Raw genomic sequence first — 21,088 nt, forward strand, 5'->3', positions numbered from 1 at the left:
ATAACATTTTGATATCCGTAGTCATCAGAAATAAAAACCAAGAAAACGCCTTAGAGTTTTTACTAAAAAACCTTAAGGGGCGCTACGATGATGATATTGCGGAAATCATTGTTGTGGACAATCAATCAACTGATGGCAGTCAAGACAAATCCGAAAAATATGGCGCGAGATTTGAAACCATAGCAAATTTCAGTTATGGAGGCAGTGCCAATTTTGCGGCAGAAAAGGCCAAGCATCCAATTGTGGTGATGTTTAGTGCGCATTCCTATCCAGTAAGCCATGACTTTTTTAAACTGATTAAGGAGAAATTTGAAGCCAATCCGAATTTGGCTGGGTTACGTTGCTTACACAACCCGAATGACTATCGAAATTACATCAATAATGTTTCGGCAAAAGAAGACCCGAACAAATCTGGCTTGATATTTTCAGGCTCGGCATTTAGGCGGTCAGTTTGGGCAAAACATCAATTTAGGAATGATGTTGCTACTTTTGAGGATAAGGAATGGACCGTTCGAATGTTAAAGGAAGGCTATGATATTGAATTGGTTCCAGCCATATTCTGCTACCATATTTCCCGATCCAAAGGACAGTTGTTTTTTAGGTTCAAAAGAGATCTGATTGGCAATTACCAATTGTGGCATCAAGATGTGTCTTTTTGGAGTGCTTCCAAAGGTTTTTTGATGTCTTTGATCAGGCTTTTAAAAAGCTTTTTTGTGGATCTTTGGTATATTATATTGAGATATTTACACACTATAAAGTTCCTTTTCAATAAACCTAATAAGTTTTAAGCATATAAACCCAAAGCATGAACCGGAACAATAACTTTGATTTTCTAAGATTTTTGTTCGCAATTTTTGTCGTGCTTTCCCATTCCTATCCTTTGTCGGGTAGCAGTGAAACTTACCAGTGGATTTACCAAATCACCAATGGTCAAATTGTATTGGCCCGGATAGGCTTGGGCGGCTTTTTTATAATTAGTGGCTTCTTTATTTTTAAAAGTTTGAAACGGAGTAAATCGCTGGGCATTTACTTTTGGAAGCGTTTTTTAAGACTGTTTCCGGCACTTTTCGTAGTGCTTTTATTGACCGTTTTACTACTGCCCTTTGTGTATGAGAGTGGTGTGCCCCTGTATAAAAACCCAGAGGTGTACACCTACCTGCCAAACAATTTGTCGTTGTATGGATTTCAGTCAATAATTCAAGGTGTGTTTGACAATAACCCATACCATTCCATTAATGGTTCGTTATGGACAATTCGATATGAGTTTTCACTTTATGTGGCTCTGTCATTACTCTTTTTTGTCAAAAACAATTACAAATTAGTGCGGGGTGTATTGTTCCTTACCTTGGTATTACTATTGGTGATTTACAATTTTTTCTTGGGACGGTTTGCAGGTTCCTCTATATTTGGGATGCTGGGCTATGAAATTTTGGATCTGGGAACCTTTTTTGTATGTGGGAGTGTTTTGGCGGCCTTCAATTTTGAAAGAGTTAAAAGCCCGTTGTTGCTTGTTTTGTCTGTTTTAACACTAATTGGTGCATTACATTTTGAAGTGTATCATTCCGTTAAGCACATACTGCTGCCTGTTGTAATTTTGGTGCTAGGGCAAATTCCGCTTCCATTTTTTAGTACTTTTGGGAAAATAGGAGATATGTCCTATGGTATTTATATTTTTAGTTTCCCAGTGCAACAAACATTGGTTTACTTTTTCAAGCTTGGCACCTATGAACTCATGTTTTGGTCGGTAATAATCTCAATTGTTTTGGGGTTTTGTTCTTGGCATTTAATTGAGAAAAAAGCGCTGAGTTACAAAAATGTTTCAATTTCTAAATTTAAGATAGGATTGAAGAAAAGATTAACTTAAAAACAGTCAGTAGTTTAATGAATATAAAACAGATTATAAAACGTGTTCTAAGGAAAAAAAAGAAATCTCCCGCCTATTTTAAGGTGAAAAATTACGACAAATTTGATGATTTTTGGGTACAAAAGGTAGAAGTAGAAGATGTCGAGGATAGACTGGATTTTTTTCTTAAACTGTGCAAAGGAAAAAATGTGTTGCATTTTGGTTGCACGGACTGGCCCATATTTAGGCCGGAAAAGAATCTGCATATTCAGTTATCAGAAGTAACCGCTAAACTGCATGGTTTTGATATTGATCTGGAGGGCATTGAAAATTTAAAGCAATATGTAGATCAGGAATACTTCTCAAAGTTTTCCGAAATACCCGATTTTAATTATGATGTCTGTTTGATCCCAGAAACCATTGAGCATGTGGATAATGTAAAGGATTTTTTGGCCAACTTATCCGCTGTAAAAGCCGATAAATTTCTAATTACTGCACCAAATTGTTTTACCCCAATTCATTTGGATAGAAACTATCGGGGGAAGGATTATTTTATTGAAGTGGTGCACCCAGACCACAATTGCTGGTATAGCCCTTATACCCTTAAGAATCAAATTCAAAAGTACTCCGATCTTAAGGTTGAGAAGACGTACTTGTTTAATAACGGAATGATGATTTGTTGTGAGGCGGTAAGGAATGAAGTCTCATAGGCTATGCTGAAAAGAAGGATAAAAAAGTCCATTAAATCATTACAGGCCGTTTATAATTTTTTGCTGTTTAGACTTTTCGAAGCATCTAAAATCCGAAGGTCGGACTTACTCTTTATTCTGCCCTATTTTCAAACGGGAGGAGCGGAACGCGTGCACCTTAATATCATTAAAAGCTTGCAGGACAAAAGTATTTGTATCTTATTTACCCATAATTCCGCAACTGAAAATTTCAAAAATGAGTTTTCGAATTTGGCCAAAATTATCGAAGTGAATACAATTCTCACCAAAAACAATAGCTATATAAATCAGTCCCTCAAAAAGGTAATTTGTAAATCGATAAACCAAAGCCGCTCAATAATATCTGTTTTCGGGAGCAATACTAATTTCTTTTATGAAGTGCTTCCTGATATCAAAAAGAGCATCAACAAATTGGATTTGATACATGCCATTTCTGGAGAAAACCCAACCATAGTGCAGCACTATTTGGATTCAAGCGAAGATATCACCCATAGAATCGTAATCAATAAAAAGGCTTTTGATGACGTATCGCATATCTATAAATCCAACAGTTTTTCGGAGGAATTAAAGGGTAAAATTAAAATTATTGAAAATGCCATTCCGATTGATTTAAATGATACACTGGCCGAAAGGGACGTGATCAGAATTGGTTTTGTTGGTAGATGGTCTAAAGAAAAGCGCCCAGAAATTTTTCTTAAGATAGCATCGGAGATCAAAAAAATAAAACCTGAGGTGGAATTCGAAATGGTAGGCATTGGAATGAAAAGTAATGTTTCTGAAATTAACAGGAGCGGTGCCCAATTTCTAGGTGAAATTACGGATGCAAAAAGGTTGGATGCCTTTTATAAATCCCTGACGTTTATTTTGACAACTTCTTCTAGGGAAGGTTTTCCTATGGTCATCCCAGAAGCTATGGCACACGGGGTGATACCTATTTCAACTAATGTTGGTGGGATTAACGAACATTTGATTAGTTTTGAAAATGGGGTGCTCATCGATAACTATAAGGATGAAAATGAAATCGTAACAAAATTTATAGATACTATTGATAAATTGATTAATGATAAAGGATTAAAAACTAAAATTGCAAAGAATGCTTTTAGCTATTCAAGAAAGCACTTTAATATTAGTAAGTTCAACCAGAAGTATAGAAACTTAGTTTTGGGCAACAAAGGGAACTGATGATAACAATTGTACTGACTAACCGAAATAGAAGTTTAAGCTTGATAACCAACTGCTTCGCCTCGTTGCGAAGACAGAATAATCAAAATTTTAAATGTACTGTTGTGGATTATGGTTCAAATCCGCAAAATCAGAAACTACTTCAATCTGAGATCAACAAACATGTAAATTTCGAATTAATTTTATGTAGTACCCAAAAGCAATTGTGGTGTAAATCCAGGGCTATAAATCTAGCATTAAAGCAGTGCGATACCACTCATTTTTTCGCAGGGGACATTGATATGATATATCATCCGCATTTTATTGAAGAACTTCACATACTTAAGGATAAACATAAAGTGGTTTATTTCCAAGTGGGGTTTTTAAGCGAAAATGAGTCAAATACTGATAAGGATTTTGAGGATTATCAAATTGCCTTCCCCTCTAATGAAGAGGCCACGGGCATGACTTTATACAAAACTGAGATTTTAAAATCAATAAATGGTTACGACGAATTTTATCATGGTTGGGGTGCAGAGGATACGGATGTACACGTAAGGTTGAAAAATGCCAATGTTGAGGTGGCTTATTTTGATAGGGATATTTTAATGCTTCATCAGTGGCACCCCAAAGTATATAGGGGTAAAGATAGCCTTGAACCATTTCACTTTAAGCTAGAAAGCATCAATCATAAATATTTGGAATTTACAAGGCAAACCAAAAAAGTTGTTGCCAATACTAATTTTGAATGGGGGCATTACAGCGCATCAGATTATTCAGTTTTGGAAGCGCCACAACAGGAGTTTTTGGTTACTAATGAGCTTGCCGACGTCAAAGGATTTATCCATAGCGTATTGTTGGACCATGCGGATCAAGTAATTAGTGTTAAAATAAGGGAACATTCCGAGTATAATTCCTTAAAACAAACCGCAAAAAAGCTGTTGAATAAAAAAGCTAAGGAGTTTTTATCTTTAGAAGAAGTGAACGACTTGCTTTTGGAAACCATTATTGCAGACAAAAGAAATGCAGCATATAGCTACCGTTACAGCGTTCAAAAAAATGAAATAGCGCTAGTCATCAAACTCTAACCTATTGCACTAATGAAAATTTTAATGGTATCCATGAATTCCATCCACTTTGAACGCTGGACCAATCAGCTCAGGGATGCGGGCCATGAGGTGCATTGGTTCAATATTAGGGATGGTAGCTATTCAGAAAATTTGTCTTGGGTAAAGCAAATTATCGGTTGGAAATACAAGTATCCCAAACTTAAGGGAAGAGTGTTCATAAAAAGAAGATTGCCCAAATTGTATAAAAAACTTGGTTTTATATTTGAAAACAGTACCGAAAAAGCATTTGAAAGCGCGGTACTGAAGATTCGCCCGGATGTAGTGCACAGTTTTGCTCTCTACGTATCCTGTTCCCCAATTTTGAAAGTGATGAACAAATACCCGGAAATAAAATGGATATACTCTGCTTGGGGTAGCGATCTGTTCTATTTTCAACATAAATCGTCGTATCTCAGAGATATAAAAAATGTGCTACCAAGGGTTAATTATCTGTTTGCGGATTGCAAAAGAGATGTTGCACTGGCACAAAACTTTGGTTTTAAAGGAAGGGTTTTAGGAGTTTATCCGGGTGGTGGAGGGTACCCCAATGAAAGGTATGAGCCTTATGTCCTGCCTCCTTCCCAAAGAAATCTGATACTTATTAAAGGTTATCAAGGGCGTTCGGGGAGGGCCATTCCCGTACTAAAGGCGATTGCTAAGCTGAATTCCGAGTTAAAGCCATATCAATTGGCTATTTTTGGAGTAGATGAGGAGGTTGAAAATTTTATTGAGCGTGAAGATGGGCTTCGTAGTTTGGATTTACGCATCTATAAAAAATCTGAGTTTTTAAACCATTTTGAACTTATGAAACTAATGGGGCAAGCATTGATTTATATAGGAAATAGCAATTCTGATGGTATGCCAAATACATTGCTCGAGGCCATAATTATGGGGGCTTTCCCGATCCAATCCAATCCTGGTGGTGCTACAGCTGAGGTCATAAATCATGGCAGAAATGGGCTCCTGATTCAGGATTGTGAAGATGATAATCAAATTTCCAAATTGATAAAAATAGCAGTTTCAGACAAAAAACTTGTGGAAACGGCCTTTAAAGCTAATCAACAAATGAAAGACGTTTTTGAAAGATCAAAAATTGCAAATGCCGTTATTTCAAAATATAATTCCATTCGTCAATGAGCAATTTAAATACGTCGATTAAAAAACAAACTGTATTTTAGCATTTTGACTCATATTAATAGCAGCACAAAAATGAAAAAGATAGGTTTTATCCCCTTGCGGAAAGGCTCTAAAGGGATTCCCAATAAGAACAAAAGAAAGATGGTAGGCAGGCCACTGTTTACCTGGGTTCTTGGCGAAGCTATTTTTTCAGAGCTTGATGAAATTGTTGTCTATACCGATGACGAGTCCATTATTGATTTTATTGCTAAAGAATACCATTGGACTTCTAAAGTCAAAGCCTTGAAGCGAAGTGAAGAAAGTGCTGCAGACACAGCTTCTACCGAATCTGCTATATTGGAATATTGCAATTCTATTAATTACGATTTTGATATTTTCTGCCTAATGCAGGCCACATCTCCTTTCACGAGAAAAGAGGATATTAATACATGTTTGGATAAAATCGGGACTGAATTTGATTCGGCATTAACCGTGGTAAACACCCATCGTTTTTTATGGAATGAAAATGGGGAAGCACTAAACTACAATCCCCAAAAAAGACCAAGACGTCAAGATTTTGAGGGGGTATTGATTGAAAATGGCGCTGTTTATACTATTTCAAAAGAAGCTTTAAAGCTACATAAAAACCGAATAGGGGAGAGAACTGCAGTAGTGAAAATGCCCGAGGAATCACTTTCAGAAATAGATACCGAATCTGATTGGGTGACTGTCGAAAACTTATTGATGGAGCGACAAAAACAGGAGAAAATATCCAAGAAAATCACCCATATAGTTTTGGATGTTGACGGCGTATTTACAGATGGCACTATTACTTATACAAAAGATGGCGAGCATACCAAAAGTTTCGATATGAGAGATGGTATGGGGCTTGAGATTTTAAGGCAATTCAACGTAAAAGTGATGATTATGACCTCGGAGAATTCTCAATTGGTAGCCAAACGCATGGAAAAATTAAAGATTGAGCATGTGTTTTTAGGTATAAAGGATAAGTTTACCTTATTGAACCGAATATTGAACGAGGAGAATATATCTTTGGGTAATGTGGCCTACGTTGGGGACGATGTTAACGACCTTACCAATATTTGTAGTGTTGGGTGGTCTTTGGCCCCAAATAATGCCACGGATATCGTGAAACAACATGCCGACATCGTGCTTTCCAAAGAATCGGGAGCCGGTGCTATCAGGGAAGCTTGTCAATTTATAATGAAGTATAACAAAAGATTCATGTAAGTCCCAAAATCTTATGAATAGTTACAAAAAGCCATATGTTATTGCTGAAATAGGGTGCAACCATAAAGGTGAAATGGAAATTGCGAAAGAACTTATCAAAGTAGCAAAGATATTTTGCAATGTGGACGCTGTAAAATTCCAAAAGCGCAATAATAAAGAGTTGTTAACGGAGGAGCAGTACAATCAACCCCATCCCAATCCTGTTAATTCTTATGGAGCAACTTATGGAGATCATCGTGAGTACTTGGAGTTTAGCTTGAAGGAGCATGAAGAATTAAAAGCCTATTGCGAAGAGGTTGGAATTACATATTCCACTTCGGTCTGGGACTTAACTTCGGCAAAGCAAATAGCATCCTTAAATCCGGATTTCATAAAGATACCATCCGCTTGCAATAACAATACAATGATGCTGGAGTGGCTCTGTAAGAATTATGAAGGCGAACTTCATATTTCAACAGGAATGACTACCAAAGAGGAGATCGACGAAGTCGTAAACCTTTTTAAAACTTTTGGAAGAAATAAAGACTTGGTACTTTATAATTGTACTTCGGGTTACCCTGTGCCCTTTGAAGATGTGTGCTTATTGGACATTAATGTACTAAAGGAAAAGTACGGTGGGCAAATAAAACACATCGGATTTTCTGGACACCATTTGGGTATTGCAGTAGATGTTGCCGCCTACACTTTGGGAGCTAATATTATTGAAAGGCACTACACGCTAGATAGAACCTGGAAAGGTACAGACCATGCTGCATCCTTGGAGCCTATGGGTCTTCGCAAGTTATCAAGGGATTTAAAGGCTGTATATGATTCGTTAAGTTTTAAAAACCAGGATATATTACCTATCGAAAGAGTACAGCGGGATAAACTAAAAAATCAAAAAGTGCAGTAATGATTTCATCAAGGAAGATTCGCTTGTTTTGGTGGAATGAAATTGAACTACAAGGCAAATCCAAAGAGAACTACGGCGATCTTTTGGGTAAATATCTTGTTGAAAAAATTTCTGGTAAGGAAGTGGTTTGGACGAAGCCTAGTGCTTTCTCTTTTTCTGATTTTTTCAGTCCAATATATGTAACAATAGGAAGTATTTTAACCCATGTCAATTCAAAATGCGTAGTTTGGGGAAGCGGTATTGTATCCAAAGAATTTCCAGTAAAAAATGCCAAATTTTTGGCAGTGCGCGGCCCCCAGACAAGAAATCATTTGCTAGACCTGGGTTATGAAGTCCCCAAGGTTTATGGTGATCCGGCCTTACTTTTGCCAAGATATTATAGTCCTCAGGTCAAAAAGGAATACAAGTTGGGTATTGTACCTCATTACGCGGATTTTGAGGCGGTGAAAAAATTTTACCAAAATGATGAATCTATACTTATAATTGATTTAATGACAAATGATATTGAGACAAAAACCGATCAATTTCTTAAATGCGAAAAGATAATTTCATCATCCCTTCACGGCATCATAGTAGCACACGCCTATGGTATACCAGCTGTGTGGCAAAAGTTTTCCAATCGTATATTTGGAGATGATATTAAATACCGCGATTATTTTGAGTCAGTTGGAATTCAAAACTATGAATCAAATATTTTAACTTCTAAGGTGGAGGAAGAAATGGTACTAAGCCTTTTCAAAAATAAACAGACACTGCCCGAAAGAAATGTTATTGATACGCTTTGTAATGGCTTGATGGAGGTTTGTCCATTCAACAATCAAAAGGAATAATTATATGAAGAAAAAAGTGTTTGTATTCTTTCCTGATGGTGTAGGCTTAAGAAATTTTGCCTTTACTAATTTTAAATCTGTTGGTGAGGCGATGGGGTTTGAGGTGGTATATTGGAACAATACTATTTTTTCGCTTAAAGACAACTTAGGTTTCAATGAAGTGAAAATTGAAGACCAATCCAGCCATCCGCTATTGCCGATATATTCCCGGGCTAGAAAAAGAGCCGAGTTAAATGTTTCAAGGGATAAATTTAATGATGCCGTCTACCCAACGTATAAGTTTCCATTTCGCTATAAGGGATTAAAGAATATAATTCGTACCATTTATACTAAAGTGCTGATCGGGCTGTATTCTTCTGAAAAGGGTATTGAACATTTAAGAAAACGAATTAACAAATTGGAACGTTCAATTTCAAAATATGCCTATTGCAGGTCTCAATTAGAGGCACACAAGCCGGATTTAATTTTTTGTACTACGCAAAGGGCAACGCAGTCCATAAGTGCCCTATTAGCGGCACAAGACTTGGGTATACCAACAGTTGCTTTTGTGTACTCATGGGATAATGTACCTAAGGCCATGCAGGTGGTGGAAACTGATTATTACTGCGTTTGGAGCGATTTGATGAAGGCACAGGTGTTGCAGTATTATCCGTTTGTAAAACCAGAGCAGGTTTTTGTAACAGGGACCCCACAGTTTGAGCCCCACTATGATGCTTCCTTATTTGAAAGGAGGGAAGCATTTTTTAAGAAGTATGATTTAGACTTAAATAAGAAATACATCTGTTTTTCAGGTGATGATGAAACCACTTCACCTTTAGACCAGTACTACTTGGAAGATTTGGCAAATGCCGTACGAAAGCTTAATGAAAAAGGCGAAAACCTAGGTATTATTTATAGAAAATGCCCCGTTGATTTTACTGATAGATATAATGCCGTAATAGAAGCAAATAATGACATTATTAAAGTATTGGACCCGATTTGGAAACAAGTCGGAAACCAGTGGAATCAGGTATTGCCAACACCAGAGGATTTTAAGATGCTGTATAATGTTTGCGAGCATAGTGAGTTTGTAACCAACGTTTGCTCCTCAACGGTTTTTGATTTTGTTGCCCATGACAAACCATGTATTTATTATAATTACGAACAACCCCAGCTAAAAAAGGGAATAAGGGATATTGGTCAAAACTACAAATATGTTCACTTTAGAAGTATGCCAAGCAAGGAGGCCGTTGTGTTTTGTATGGATAAAAAACATTTGGAAAGTCAGGTAAAGCAAATTTTGGACGGGCAATTATCAAATGTTGACCAATGTAAAACCTGGTACAAAATTGTGGTAGGCGACACCCCAACTGAGGCTTCAAAGAATATTTGGAATACAATTTCCGGGATATTGCAATGAAAGTAGGTTATATAACATCAGAATATCCACATCCCAAGATAAATCACGCGGCGGGTATTGGTACCAGTATTAAAAACTTGGCTGTTGCCCTTGTTAAAAAAGGTGCGGATGTTACAGTGTTTGTATATCACCAAAATGCGTCCGAAGTTTTGTTGGACGAAGGCGTTGAGATTCATTTGGTCAAAAGGAAAAAGTACAAATTACTCACCTGGTATTTCTACCGAAAGCATCTTCAAAATTATGTCAATTCGGTTGTTAAAAACAAGAATATCGATATTCTGGAAGCAGCCGATTGGACGGGAATCACAGCTTTTATGAAGTTAGATGTGCCTCTGGTAATTCGTTTGCACGGGAGCGATGCTTATTTCTGCAAATTAGAGGGCAGAAAACAAAAATTTAAAAATTTTGTATTTGAAAAGTATGCGCTTAAAATGGGAAAGGCCTATATAGCCCCAACGACATATGCTGGCCAAGAAACAGTAAAGATCTTCGGATTGGATAAATCCAAAATCAAAACGATTCACTATGGCTTAAAACTAGAAAATTTTGAAAATAAAACACCAGAGGCGTATCACAGAAATCGAATATTGTATATTGGAACTATTATCCGAAAAAAAGGCGTTTTAGAGTTGGCTGAAATCTTTAATAAGGTGGCCGATGAAAATCCCAAAGCAGAGTTGATGCTTATTGGAAGTGATTCGCCTGATATTAAAACTGGCGCATCATCCACTTACCAGTTAATGGAAGAAATTTTTACCGACAGGGCTAAAGAACGTGCCAATTACTTGGGGAAGATTCCATACAATGAAGTAAAACAACATATTAGGGGTGCGCATGTTTGTGCCTTTCCTTCCTATGCTGAAACCTTGGGGATGGTAACTATCGAGTCCATGGCAATGCAAAAACCCGTGGTAAATACAAGCATAGGCTGGGCTCAGGAATTGATTGATGACGGTGTTGATGGCTATTTGGTGCACCCCTCAAAGATTAGCGCTTATGCTCAAACATTGTTGCAGTTATTGGAAGATGAATCGCTGTGCTCAAGTATAGGAGTTGAAGCTAGAAAGAAGGTTGAGGCACGTTTTGACATTGATAAAAATGCAGATATAAACCTAAGTTATTATAAGTCGCTGTTGCCATGATTTATATCATACATGGGAAAAATAGGGTGAAAAAAGTGCTAGATGAAAATCTTCAGACACTGCCTTTCGAAACTCAGTTAGGTTTGACGGATAACCTATTTTTATTGGCAGAACGATTTCCTGAAGAACTTATTATTTGGTCACATGAAGCATGTCAGGATTTTATCAATACACAAAGTATTCCTAAGATTTTTCATCATAAACGTATTATGGCTTCATTCGGAGTAAATGAAACGAATTACATCTCAGATGCCATTGGCTATGTGGACCAATCCGTCTATATAAAGGTTAATAGAAGTGTAACCTTTCCAACATGGATAATGAGCAGTGATATTGGAGGTATGCATGCACAACTCTTGAATACCGTTTTCGAAGGCATCAAAAGGTATTCGGACTTTGATTATTTCTTAAATACCATAGCTAAACAAGCCATGCCCCAAGGGCTGTTCTGCTATTCCGTACCGGATTTATTATCCTCGAAACCCCATAAAGGCATAGAAGTTAAAAAGATTTCCAGCTTTAAATTATTCAAATTTATCAGGGAAAATTATAAGCTGGTATGGGTTTTTGTTCTTTTCTTTCAGAAGATTGTGCAAGAGAAGCGGTTCCCATTTTTTCCATTTTTAAGGAGTTTGTTTCGTAAAAGAAGTATTTGTGATTTCGATTTTACAGAAATACCGATAGTCTCTTCAAAACAGCTAATCCAAAAGAAGGAAATTGATGTTGTTATTCCAACTATCGGTAGAAAACCATACTTGCATAACGTTTTGAAGGATCTTTCTAAGCAAACAATTTTGCCCAAAAATGTCATAATTGTAGAGCAGAATCCTGATAAAAATTCAAAGTCCGAGTTGGATTATTTGACAAATGAAGACTGGCCTTTTAAGATAAAGCATAAATTTATTAATCAAACAGGTGTTTGCAACGCCCGAAATCTTGGGATGGGTTTGGTTGAAAGCGAATGGACATTTTTAGGCGATGACGATAACCGATTTGAATCCGATTTAATCGAGGCGGTGTTCCGTGAAATTGAAAAGATTGGAGCAAAAGCCATTTCCACGGTGTATATTAAGCCCGATGAAACACAAAGTTATTTTAAAACATCCCAAACTTCAATTTTTGGGGGAGGCAATAGTTTTGTGAAATCAGAAATGTTAAAACACTTAAAATTTGATTTGGCTTATGAATTCAATTACGGTGAAGATTCCGATTTTGGAATGCAATTGCGGCATTTGGGGGAAGACATCATTTTTTGCCCCAATATAAAAATCACGCATTTAAAGGCTCCTGTTGGTGGCTATCGTGTTAAGGTTATACACCCTTGGTCCGATGAACCAATATTGCCCAAGCCATCCCCAGCAATCATGCTCTTCAATTTAAGGTATTTTACAAAAGCCCAGTTACATACATACAAGCTTTTACTTTTCTTAAAGTTTTACAAGCACCAGAATAAGAAAAACCCATTTGGATACTTCCGTTTAATGAAAAAAAGTTGGAAGATGAGTAAGGTTTGGGCACATAAATTAATGGAAAGAGCCAATGCTTAAATTGTACATAGATATAAACTTTTTGACCGAACAATATCGTGGTTACGTTTTTCCAGTATTGTTCGATTTGCATTACAAGAAAAGTGAGCAATTACAAAATTATTATTGCCTAACGGATGATCTAAATAGTGCGAATATTGTTGTATTTCCTGTAGATTATTCCATTTTTTATAAAAACAGAAAAGCTTTTGAGGCCTTAATCGGCAAAGCAAAAACTGCTAATAAGCCGATTTGGATTTATACGGCTGGAGACTTTGGATTTACGGTTCATATTCCCAATAGCTACACCTTTAGGCTGGGGGGATTTCATTCCGAATTAGGTCAAAATACCTTTATACTGCCTTCGTTTGTAAATGATCCTTACGAAACGGTTTTAGAAGGTCAGTTTGTAGCACTGCCAAAAGAAATCAAGCCCACAATCGGTTTTGTCGGACATGCCAATACAGGCATTGCCAATTACTTAAAATCGTATTTGAGTCATCTTAAATTGAGGTTGAAAAACACCCTAAAATCATCATATTTTGATATGCAACCATTTTATCCTTCTGGCCAAAAGCGGTTTCAATATTTGATGAAATTTAAAGGAAGTGAGCATTTCAAAACCAATTTTATTCTAAGGGATAAATATAGGGCTGGTGTTTCAGGTGAAAATGAAAAAGTGAATACAACCAAAGAATTTTACCAGAATATCTTTGATAATCTGTACACCTTTTGTATCAGGGGACTAGGGAATTTTTCAGTACGATTTTATGAAACATTAGCGGTTGGAAGGATTCCAATCTTAATAAATACGGATTGCAGATTGCCTTTGGATGCAATGATAAGTTGGGAGGAGCATGCCATAATATTAGATTCCTCAGGTAATACTCCAATTGAAACCCAAATTCTCAATTTTCATAATTCAAAAACGAATGATGAACTGGTTGAGATTCAAAACAATAATAGGCTACTTTGGGAAACCCATTTGCGACGGCATTCGTATTTTGTGAAAATTCACGATATATTTATAAATAATGAAAGCAATGCCTAAACCATTTACCCTTATCGTTTGTACCTACATGCGTGCCGAGGCGTTGCTACGATTATTAAATTCTGTTAGGGGACAGACTTTATATCCAAATGAAATTTTAATAATCGACGGTTCAACCGATGATAAAACAGACAGCGTTCTGAAAGAAAATACGTTTGAAAATCTGAGGTATTTTAAAGTGGCAGACCAAGATAGGGGCTTGACAAGACAACGTAATTTTGGGGTTCAAAAAGTCTCGCATACCTCCGAAATCATCTGTTTTTTAGATGATGATGTGGTTTTGGAAACGGATTTCTTTAAAGAATTAATAAGCACCTACGACAAATATTCTGATGCAGTGGCCGTTGGTGGTTATATCACCAATGAAGTCAATTGGGAGCGGGAAGGTGGTACAAAAACAAAAGATAATTTTTATTTTGATGGTTGGATGCGCAAAGAATCGTCAAGATTTAGAATACGGAAATTTTTTGGTTTGCACCCGGACCGGTCGCCCGGTTTTATGCCAACATTTTCACATGGACGTTCCATTAGTTTTTTGCCACCTTCAGGTAAAATATATCCGATAGAAATGATGATGGGCGGTGTGGCGAGCTATAAAAGAAAAGTGTTTCAAACACTAAAATTTTCTGAATATTTTGAAGGCTATGGATTATATGAGGATTTAGATTTTTCTTTAAGGGTAGCTAAGCTTGGAAAGATATATGTAAATACGGCTGCAAGGTTAGGACACTATCATGAAGCCAGTGGCAGGCCCAATGCTTTTAAATATGGAAAAATGGTGGTGAGAAACGGTTGGTATGTCTGGCGTGTAAAATACCCAAGTCCTCCATTCAAAAATCGTTTAAAGTGGAACCTAACTGCTTTGTTGTTAACTGCTTTACGAAGCACTAATATATTTAATAGCCCCAAAAAGCAGGAAGCTTTCACGGAATGCGCAGGAAGATTTTCAGGTTTGTTATCTTTGGTGGTCAATAAACCCAAGGTAGAATGACCAAATCGGCGTTTTTAAAGGCAAATGTAATCCACCCGTTCAATGGGAGGGATTGTGCTTCTTTTGAAGAGGATAAAATACGTTTTGAAGACGGTAAGGATTTAGAAGTTTTAAACGGTATTCCAGTTTTGATTGATGAGTCCAAAAGCATTTTTAGGGTGGATGATATTCTTAAAAGTGCCCCAATCACTCAGGATTCAGGTTATCGGAATAATAGTTTAAAGAACCGCGTTAGGAAGTCGATTTTGCCTCAGTTGTCAAAAGATTTTTCTTTTGAGAAGCGATACAAACAACTCGCCGAAAGCGTTCGAGGTCAAAAGGTTTTGGTAATTGGTGCAGGAGCTAAAATTAAGGAGTATAATGAGCTCTTTTCAGATGCGTTGGTAATCACTTCAGATGTGCATTTGCAGTTTAGTCCGGATATCGTTTTTGATGCACATCAAATTCCGTTTAAGGACGAAACGTTCGATTTGATTATTGCCGGACAGGTTTTGGAACATACTTTTCGACCTTGGGAAGTGGCAAAGGAAATGCAAAGATGCGTCAAACATAATGGATTATTGCTAGTTGAAATTCCATTTAATTTCCCATACCACAGTCCGCCATATGATTTTTTTAGATTCACTTTTACGGGTTTAAGAAGCTTGTTTCCCATTTGTGAATTAAAGCGTTACGAGGTTTCTGAAGGCCAAGGGAGCGCGGTAGCTGTGTTCAATAGCCAATTTCTGGTAGATTTGTTTTCTAACAGATACCTGAGGATGGTTATGGTATTTATTTCACGGTTTTTGTTTGGATGGATAAAATATTTGGATGTGTTTAGAAAAAGAACAACATACAGACGGATTTACGCGCCAATGGGTTTTAGCATGCTGTTCAAAAAGGATGGCAGGCAAAGAAAAGATGACGAGCTCTTAGAGGCGTATTATAGTTTGAAAAATAAGCAAAAAGAAAAAGCATAAATGTTTGGGTTTTCGTCGGATATTAAAAGATACAAAGCTTACAGTGCCAATAAACCGGGATGGGTATTAGTGATGACGCACCAAGGTCTGTGGGCGCTTTTTGTGTACCGGTTTTCAAACTATATTTTTAATAAAAGGCTTCCGAAAATTATAAAAAAAATACTTCTATTTTTCTGTGTGGTATGGCAAAAATTCATTGAAATACTTACTGGAATATCAATTGCCTATTCGGCACAAATAGGAAAAGGATTTTATATAGGTCATTTTGGTGGCATTATCATTAATGCTTCAGCTGTTATTGGGGAAAATTGCAATATTTCGCAGGGGGTTACCATTGGAGTTAGTGGCAGAGGTAAAAAACGAGGTGTACCAAATATTGGAAATAATGCTTATATAGGTGCAAACGCCGTAGTTGTTGGGGGCATTACAATCGGCGATAATTGTGTGATTGGTGCTAATTCTTTGGTAAATTCTTCTTTTGAAGCTAATGTTACCATACTTGGCGTGCCAGCCAAAATTGTATCTAATAATACTTCAAAAGGCTATATCTAATGCAATTTTTAGTGATAACGGATGCGCCAACATTATTAGAAGAGGGACGACAGACGGCCTATGCTCCTTATGTAGTAGAAATGGATATTTGGTTCAAGAATACAGATGAGGCTACCATTGTTTCTCCCTCCAAATACGGCTCCAATCTATTAACGGCGCCTTTTAAGAAACAGCCCAGAGTGGTTTCTATTCCTGCAATTCATTTCTCATCTTTTTTGTCAAGCGTTTTGGGTGTTCTAAGATTGCCAATTGTTGCCTTTACACTTTTCAGAGCAATGAGGCGGGCAGAGCATATTCATTTGAGGTGCCCAGGCACAATTGGACTTCTTGGTTGTTTTGTTCAAATCCTTTTTCCGGGAAAAACCAAAACTGTAAAATACGCTGGCAATTGGGATCCAAATTCCAAACAACCGTTGAGTTATCAACTTCAAAAGAAGATATTGTCCAATACCTTTTTGAGCAGAAATATCAAAGTTTTGGTATATGGTGAATGGGAGAACCAATCAGGGAATATCCAACCATTTTTTACGGCTTCATTTAATGAAAATGAAAAAGAAGGTTGGTCGGAGCGTAATTATGATGGAAAATTGGAATTTGTTTTTGCTGGAAGTTTGGTGTCCGGCAAACGGCCACTATTAGCAATAAAAATAATACAACTACTTCGCAATAAAGGAGTTGAAGCCAGATTGGATTTGTATGGGGATGGCCCACTGAAAAATGAAATTCATAATTATATTTTGGATAGTAACTTGCAGGATGTTGTAGCAATGCATGGCAATCAACCCATTGCCATTTTGAAGGAAAAACTAAAGCGAGCCCATTTCTCTATTTTACCATCCAAGTCCGAGGGATGGCCAAAGGCTTTGGCAGAAGGAATGTTTTTCGGTTCAATTCCCATCGGGACAACAGTGTCTTGCGTTCCGTACATGTTCGGTTTTGGTGAATGGGGAATTTTAATTGAACCTGATGCCACAAGTGCTTCTGACGAAATTATTGGCCATTTATCCAATAGTGATAAATTAAAGCAAATGGCTAAATTAGCATCCCAATGGTCGCAACAATTTACTTTGGAAACCTTTGAACAAGAAATCAAAAAACTTTTAAAAAGACACTAATGCGTGTATTGCAACTCATAGATTCTTTAAAAACGGGTGGTGCCGAAAGGGTTGCAGTAAATTTAGCCAATGTATTGGCAACGCATATCGATGTATCTTTTTTATGCGCTACTCGAAAAGAAGGCTTGCTTAAATCTGGCTTAAGCCAAAATGTTCAATATGTCTTTTTAGATAAGAGGCGCACATTGGATATTCAGGCTATTAGGACGCTTTTTAAGTTTGTAAAAATAAATCAGATTGATATCATCCACGCGCATTCAACCTCTTTTTTTTTAGCAACTTTGGTAAAGCTTTTATTGCCAAAAGTAAAAATCATATGGCATGACCATTATGGGAATAGTGAGTTTGTTAATAAAAGAAAATCTGGGGTTTTAAGGTACTGTTCAAAATATTTTTCGCACGTGATTGCAGTGAATGAGACATTGAAACAATGGGGTATAAAGAACTTGAAAATAGACAATGTTGATTTTTTGTCTAATTTTTCAATCCAAGATACTATCGAACCACAAACGAGTTTAGCTGGAACAATGGGTAAAAGAGTGATTCATTTGGCAAATTTCAGACCCCAGAAAAATCATGAATTGCTTTTTAAATCCTTTTCTTCCGTAATTAAAAAACATCCTGATTGGACGTTGCATTGCGTAGGTGAAGATTTTAAAGATGACTATTCAAAAAAAAATAAAGCAATAATTAAGGATAATAATCTTAGCTCGAATGTTTTTATTTATGGTTCCAAACCTGATGTTGCTAATATTTTAAGTCAAAGTACTATAGGTGTATTATCTTCGGATTCTGAAGGGTTGCCATTGGCAGTATTGGAATATGGAATGGCCGGTTTGCCCGTTGTTGCTACCGATGTAGGAGATTGTAATCTTATTGTGTCAAACGAAAAGGAAGGTTTATTGGTTGAACCAAATGATTTAGAGTCGTTCTCAAATAGTCTTTTAAAGCTTGTAGAAAACCCAGATTTGAGAGAAAAACTTGGAGAAAATATTAAAAATAAAGTTTTTGAGAATTTTTCAGAAGAAAAGGTAGTGGAGCATTTGTTAAATATTTACCAAAGCACACTTATATGAAGCTATCATTGTACCATAAGTTAATACTGTTTCATATTAGTCTTGGGCTTGCGGTTTTTGCATTTAAGCCCTTGGCTTTGCTATACTTTGTTTTCATTTCGATATTTTGGGGGTACAAAATCATAAATGTATCTTACCAAAGTAGGGTATTCTACGTCCTTATGGCATGTGCATATGTTGTTGGTATTGAGGTGTTTTTAAGGATGAACGAAGGTACCTTTTTCTACGAGGCCAGTAAATATCTTGTCATAGTATTTATTCTTGTTGGGATGTTCACCACCAGCTTTAATAGCAAGGGTTTGGGCTATGTTTTGTACGTTATTTTGTTAATTCCGTCCATTTTTGTAGCGGTTTCTGAAATGGGTTTTGAGACCAACATTCGAAAGGCAATTGCCTTTAATTTAAGTGGACCCGTATGTTTAGGACTGGCGGCCATATATTGTTACGGCAGGGTGGTGACGTTAAACCAAATTAAGTTGGTCCTCATTGCTGTTTTGATGCCACTAATCAGCATGACCGTTTATTTATTTTTGTATACCCCCGATATACAGGCGGCAATTACGGGGACGGAGTCTAATTTTGCTACTTCAGGTGGATTTGGGCCAAATCAGGTGGCCACGGTCCTTGGCATGGGTATGTTTGTGCTTACCACGCGTTTTTTTATGTCTAAAGAAAGTACCTTATTGAAAATTATTGATTTGTTGCTTTTGGGTTTATTGAGTTTTAGGGCGATAGTGACATTTAGTCGAGGAGGTGTAGTGACTGCCATAATTATGATTCTATGCTTTCTTATGATTTATTATGCAAAGGTCAATTTTAAGTATAAACGAAAAATTTTATTGTCCCTGACCATTTTTTTAGGATTGGCATTTTTTACTTGGGTTTTTAGTTCTATCCAAACAGGGGGTTTTATTGATAAACGTTATGCCAACCAAGATGCAGCTGGAAGGGAAAAAGAAGATATAAGTACGGGGCGCACAGATTTGATCGCCTTTGAAATAAAGGAATTTATTGCCCATCCGGTATTGGGTATTGGGGTTGGAAAAATAAAGGAACGGAGGTTAAGCGAAACTGGACTCTTAGCGGCGTCCCATAATGAACTGAGTAGAATTTTAGCAGAACACGGCCTATTTGGGGTTTTTGCTTTTCTCATTCTCTTGTTGGCACCATTACTTCACCGTATTAAAAATAAATCCAATATATTTTTCTATTCATTCTACATTTTTTGGTTGCTGACAGTGAACCATTCTGCCATGAGAATTGCAGCTCCGGCGTTTATATACGCGCTTTGTTTGTTAAATATTAAATATGAAAGACGTCCTTTACATAGGAAGCCAATTATCGGAAAGCCATAAAACGGTAACAACAATTGACACTTTAAGTGCGGATTTGCGCAAAGAAGGTTACTCTGTTTTTACTGCTTCCAAAAAGCAGAATAAGGTTCTGAGGTTTATGGATATGCTATTTCATATTATAAAGTATAAAGGCTCCGTGGATTTAGTTTTAATCGATACTTATAGTACCACAAATTTTTACTACGCCTATGCATGTAGCCAATTATGCAGATTTTTTAAGCTGAAATATATTCCAATTCTCCATGGTGGGAATTTGCCTGAACGTCTGAAGAAATCTGCAAAATTATCAAGACAAATTTTTGATAATGCCCAAATTAATGTGGCTCCTTCTCTATATTTAAAGCATCATTTTAGTAAGGCAGGTTATAAAAATTTGTTATTCATCCCAAATTCAATACCATTGGATCAATACAAGTTTCAAAAGCGCAAAATTGATAAAATTAAGATGCTTTGGGTGCGCTCCTTTTCAAAATTGTATAACCCTTTATTGGCTGTTAAGTTGCTGAAATCCCTTAAGGTCGAAGGTGTTCAAGCCTCGTTATGCATGGTGGGGCCAGAAAATGATGGAAGTATGAAAGAAGCCAAAGTATTGGCAAAAGAACTTGAAGTGGACATTGAGTTTACAGGTAAATTGGCAAAATCAGAATGGCATGCTAAAGCTTCGGATTTCAATGTCTTTATAAATACTACCAATATTGATAATATGCCGGTTAGTGTTATAGAGGCAATGGCTTTGGGCTTGCCCATTGTTTCAACAAATGTTGGTGGGTTGCCTTATTTGCTGGAAGACAAAGAGGATGCGATTTTAGTAGAACCGAATGATGCAAACTTATTTAAAGATGCTATTTTAAATCTCATGAAAAATCAGGGTGAAGTGGATAAAATGACCTCAAAGGCACGCCAAAAGGTAGAGCAGTTTGATTGGAAAGTAGTGAAGCAAAGGTGGTTTTCGGTACTTTCTTAACCTTGGTTATCAAATTAACTTAGTATAT

At 36.8% G+C, this 21,088-nt stretch carries 20 protein-coding genes; all 20 read left to right on the forward strand.

Annotated features, from left to right (window positions below; translation table 11 throughout):
* Window positions 1-8: 8 nt before the first annotated feature.
* The 20 genes from H7U19_RS05045 (at window position 9) to H7U19_RS05140 (ending at window position 21,060) form a co-directional block, all read left to right on the forward strand.
* Complete coding sequence (locus H7U19_RS05045; protein ID WP_186559616.1) at window positions 9-788, forward strand: glycosyltransferase family 2 protein; 780 nt, start codon at window positions 9-11, stop codon at window positions 786-788.
* Between the two features lie 17 nt (window positions 789-805).
* Window positions 806-1,864 carry an acyltransferase family protein gene (locus H7U19_RS05050; protein ID WP_186559618.1) on the forward strand — a complete coding sequence of 353 codons (1,059 nt, stop codon included), beginning with the start codon at window positions 806-808 and terminating at the stop codon, window positions 1,862-1,864.
* Between the two features lie 17 nt (window positions 1,865-1,881).
* Window positions 1,882-2,553, forward strand: coding sequence for a class I SAM-dependent methyltransferase (locus tag H7U19_RS05055; protein ID WP_186559620.1), 672 nt, complete (start codon window positions 1,882-1,884; stop codon window positions 2,551-2,553).
* Window positions 2,554-2,556: 3 nt separating this feature from the next.
* A complete protein-coding gene (locus H7U19_RS05060) occupies window positions 2,557-3,753 on the forward strand; it encodes a glycosyltransferase family 4 protein (protein WP_186559623.1) in 1,197 nt (398 codons plus the stop codon).
* The gene (locus tag H7U19_RS05065; RefSeq protein WP_186559625.1) at window positions 3,753-4,820 is read left to right on the forward strand and encodes a glycosyltransferase family 2 protein; all 1,068 of its coding nucleotides are present in this window, start codon (window positions 3,753-3,755) and stop codon (window positions 4,818-4,820) included. The genes H7U19_RS05060 and H7U19_RS05065 overlap by 1 nt, the downstream gene beginning before the upstream one ends.
* Before the next feature lie 12 nt (window positions 4,821-4,832).
* Window positions 4,833-5,978: a glycosyltransferase gene (locus H7U19_RS05070; RefSeq protein WP_186559626.1), complete on the forward strand. Its 1,146-nt coding sequence runs from the start codon at window positions 4,833-4,835 to the stop codon at window positions 5,976-5,978.
* 72 nt (window positions 5,979-6,050) lie between these two features.
* Window positions 6,051-7,208, forward strand: coding sequence for an acylneuraminate cytidylyltransferase (locus H7U19_RS05075; protein WP_186559628.1), 1,158 nt, complete (start codon window positions 6,051-6,053; stop codon window positions 7,206-7,208).
* 13 nt (window positions 7,209-7,221) lie between these two features.
* Window positions 7,222-8,100: an N-acetylneuraminate synthase family protein gene (locus tag H7U19_RS05080; protein WP_186559629.1), complete on the forward strand. Its 879-nt coding sequence runs from the start codon at window positions 7,222-7,224 to the stop codon at window positions 8,098-8,100.
* Window positions 8,100-8,930 carry a polysaccharide pyruvyl transferase family protein gene (locus H7U19_RS05085; RefSeq protein WP_186559631.1) on the forward strand — a complete coding sequence of 277 codons (831 nt, stop codon included), beginning with the start codon at window positions 8,100-8,102 and terminating at the stop codon, window positions 8,928-8,930. Before H7U19_RS05080 ends, H7U19_RS05085 begins: the two co-directional genes overlap by 1 nt.
* A 4-nt stretch (window positions 8,931-8,934) precedes the next feature.
* A complete protein-coding gene (locus tag H7U19_RS05090) occupies window positions 8,935-10,329 on the forward strand; it encodes a glycosyltransferase family 28 protein (protein WP_186559633.1) in 1,395 nt (464 codons plus the stop codon).
* Complete coding sequence (locus tag H7U19_RS05095) at window positions 10,326-11,471, forward strand: glycosyltransferase family 4 protein (protein ID WP_186559635.1); 1,146 nt, start codon at window positions 10,326-10,328, stop codon at window positions 11,469-11,471. The genes H7U19_RS05090 and H7U19_RS05095 overlap by 4 nt, the downstream gene beginning before the upstream one ends.
* The gene (locus H7U19_RS05100) at window positions 11,468-13,018 is read left to right on the forward strand and encodes a glycosyltransferase family 2 protein (protein ID WP_186559637.1); all 1,551 of its coding nucleotides are present in this window, start codon (window positions 11,468-11,470) and stop codon (window positions 13,016-13,018) included. Before H7U19_RS05095 ends, H7U19_RS05100 begins: the two co-directional genes overlap by 4 nt.
* Entirely contained in the window at window positions 13,011-14,048 is a 1,038-nt protein-coding gene (locus H7U19_RS05105) for a hypothetical protein (RefSeq protein WP_186559639.1), read from the forward strand. The genes H7U19_RS05100 and H7U19_RS05105 overlap by 8 nt, the downstream gene beginning before the upstream one ends.
* Entirely contained in the window at window positions 14,041-15,039 is a 999-nt protein-coding gene (locus H7U19_RS05110) for a glycosyltransferase family 2 protein (RefSeq protein ID WP_186559641.1), read from the forward strand. Before H7U19_RS05105 ends, H7U19_RS05110 begins: the two co-directional genes overlap by 8 nt.
* Window positions 15,036-15,998 (forward strand): class I SAM-dependent methyltransferase, encoded by a 963-nt coding sequence (locus tag H7U19_RS05115; RefSeq protein WP_186559643.1) that lies wholly within the window; start codon window positions 15,036-15,038, stop codon window positions 15,996-15,998. Before H7U19_RS05110 ends, H7U19_RS05115 begins: the two co-directional genes overlap by 4 nt.
* Entirely contained in the window at window positions 15,999-16,550 is a 552-nt protein-coding gene (locus H7U19_RS05120) for a serine O-acetyltransferase (protein ID WP_186559645.1), read from the forward strand. It abuts the gene before it with no gap.
* Window positions 16,550-17,665 (forward strand): glycosyltransferase family 4 protein, encoded by a 1,116-nt coding sequence (locus H7U19_RS05125; RefSeq protein ID WP_186559647.1) that lies wholly within the window; start codon window positions 16,550-16,552, stop codon window positions 17,663-17,665. The genes H7U19_RS05120 and H7U19_RS05125 overlap by 1 nt, the downstream gene beginning before the upstream one ends.
* Window positions 17,665-18,741, forward strand: a complete 1,077-nt coding sequence (locus H7U19_RS05130) for a glycosyltransferase family 4 protein (RefSeq protein ID WP_186559649.1) — start codon at window positions 17,665-17,667, stop codon at window positions 18,739-18,741. The genes H7U19_RS05125 and H7U19_RS05130 overlap by 1 nt, the downstream gene beginning before the upstream one ends.
* Window positions 18,738-20,096, forward strand: coding sequence for an O-antigen ligase family protein (locus tag H7U19_RS05135; protein ID WP_186559651.1), 1,359 nt, complete (start codon window positions 18,738-18,740; stop codon window positions 20,094-20,096). The genes H7U19_RS05130 and H7U19_RS05135 overlap by 4 nt, the downstream gene beginning before the upstream one ends.
* A complete protein-coding gene (locus tag H7U19_RS05140) occupies window positions 20,050-21,060 on the forward strand; it encodes a glycosyltransferase family 4 protein (RefSeq protein WP_186559653.1) in 1,011 nt (336 codons plus the stop codon). The genes H7U19_RS05135 and H7U19_RS05140 overlap by 47 nt, the downstream gene beginning before the upstream one ends.
* Window positions 21,061-21,088 lie beyond the last annotated feature (28 nt).

Origin of the sequence: Hyunsoonleella aquatilis (assembly GCF_014270105.1) — a bacterium.
Taxonomy (GTDB): domain Bacteria; phylum Bacteroidota; class Bacteroidia; order Flavobacteriales; family Flavobacteriaceae; genus Jejuia; species Jejuia aquatilis.

What these genes read in the sequence shown, in the direction of transcription:
- H7U19_RS05050 (WP_186559618.1), top strand. Translation starts at nt 806, where the DNA reads ATGAACCGGAACAATAACTTTGATTTTCTAAGATTTTTGTTCGCAATT.
- H7U19_RS05055 (WP_186559620.1), top strand. Translation starts at nt 1,882, where the DNA reads ATGAATATAAAACAGATTATAAAACGTGTTCTAAGGAAAAAAAAGAAA.
- H7U19_RS05060 (WP_186559623.1), top strand. Translation starts at nt 2,557, where the DNA reads ATGCTGAAAAGAAGGATAAAAAAGTCCATTAAATCATTACAGGCCGTT.
- H7U19_RS05065 (WP_186559625.1), top strand. Translation starts at nt 3,753, where the DNA reads ATGATAACAATTGTACTGACTAACCGAAATAGAAGTTTAAGCTTGATA.
- H7U19_RS05070 (WP_186559626.1), top strand. Translation starts at nt 4,833, where the DNA reads ATGAAAATTTTAATGGTATCCATGAATTCCATCCACTTTGAACGCTGG.
- H7U19_RS05075 (WP_186559628.1), top strand. Translation starts at nt 6,051, where the DNA reads ATGAAAAAGATAGGTTTTATCCCCTTGCGGAAAGGCTCTAAAGGGATT.
- H7U19_RS05080 (WP_186559629.1), top strand. Translation starts at nt 7,222, where the DNA reads ATGAATAGTTACAAAAAGCCATATGTTATTGCTGAAATAGGGTGCAAC.
- H7U19_RS05085 (WP_186559631.1), top strand. Translation starts at nt 8,100, where the DNA reads ATGATTTCATCAAGGAAGATTCGCTTGTTTTGGTGGAATGAAATTGAA.
- H7U19_RS05090 (WP_186559633.1), top strand. Translation starts at nt 8,935, where the DNA reads ATGAAGAAAAAAGTGTTTGTATTCTTTCCTGATGGTGTAGGCTTAAGA.
- H7U19_RS05095 (WP_186559635.1), top strand. Translation starts at nt 10,326, where the DNA reads ATGAAAGTAGGTTATATAACATCAGAATATCCACATCCCAAGATAAAT.
- H7U19_RS05100 (WP_186559637.1), top strand. Translation starts at nt 11,468, where the DNA reads ATGATTTATATCATACATGGGAAAAATAGGGTGAAAAAAGTGCTAGAT.
- H7U19_RS05105 (WP_186559639.1), top strand. Translation starts at nt 13,011, where the DNA reads ATGCTTAAATTGTACATAGATATAAACTTTTTGACCGAACAATATCGT.
- H7U19_RS05110 (WP_186559641.1), top strand. Translation starts at nt 14,041, where the DNA reads ATGCCTAAACCATTTACCCTTATCGTTTGTACCTACATGCGTGCCGAG.
- H7U19_RS05115 (WP_186559643.1), top strand. Translation starts at nt 15,036, where the DNA reads ATGACCAAATCGGCGTTTTTAAAGGCAAATGTAATCCACCCGTTCAAT.
- H7U19_RS05120 (WP_186559645.1), top strand. Translation starts at nt 15,999, where the DNA reads ATGTTTGGGTTTTCGTCGGATATTAAAAGATACAAAGCTTACAGTGCC.
- H7U19_RS05125 (WP_186559647.1), top strand. Translation starts at nt 16,550, where the DNA reads ATGCAATTTTTAGTGATAACGGATGCGCCAACATTATTAGAAGAGGGA.
- H7U19_RS05130 (WP_186559649.1), top strand. Translation starts at nt 17,665, where the DNA reads ATGCGTGTATTGCAACTCATAGATTCTTTAAAAACGGGTGGTGCCGAA.
- H7U19_RS05135 (WP_186559651.1), top strand. Translation starts at nt 18,738, where the DNA reads ATGAAGCTATCATTGTACCATAAGTTAATACTGTTTCATATTAGTCTT.
- H7U19_RS05140 (WP_186559653.1), top strand. Translation starts at nt 20,050, where the DNA reads ATGAAAGACGTCCTTTACATAGGAAGCCAATTATCGGAAAGCCATAAA.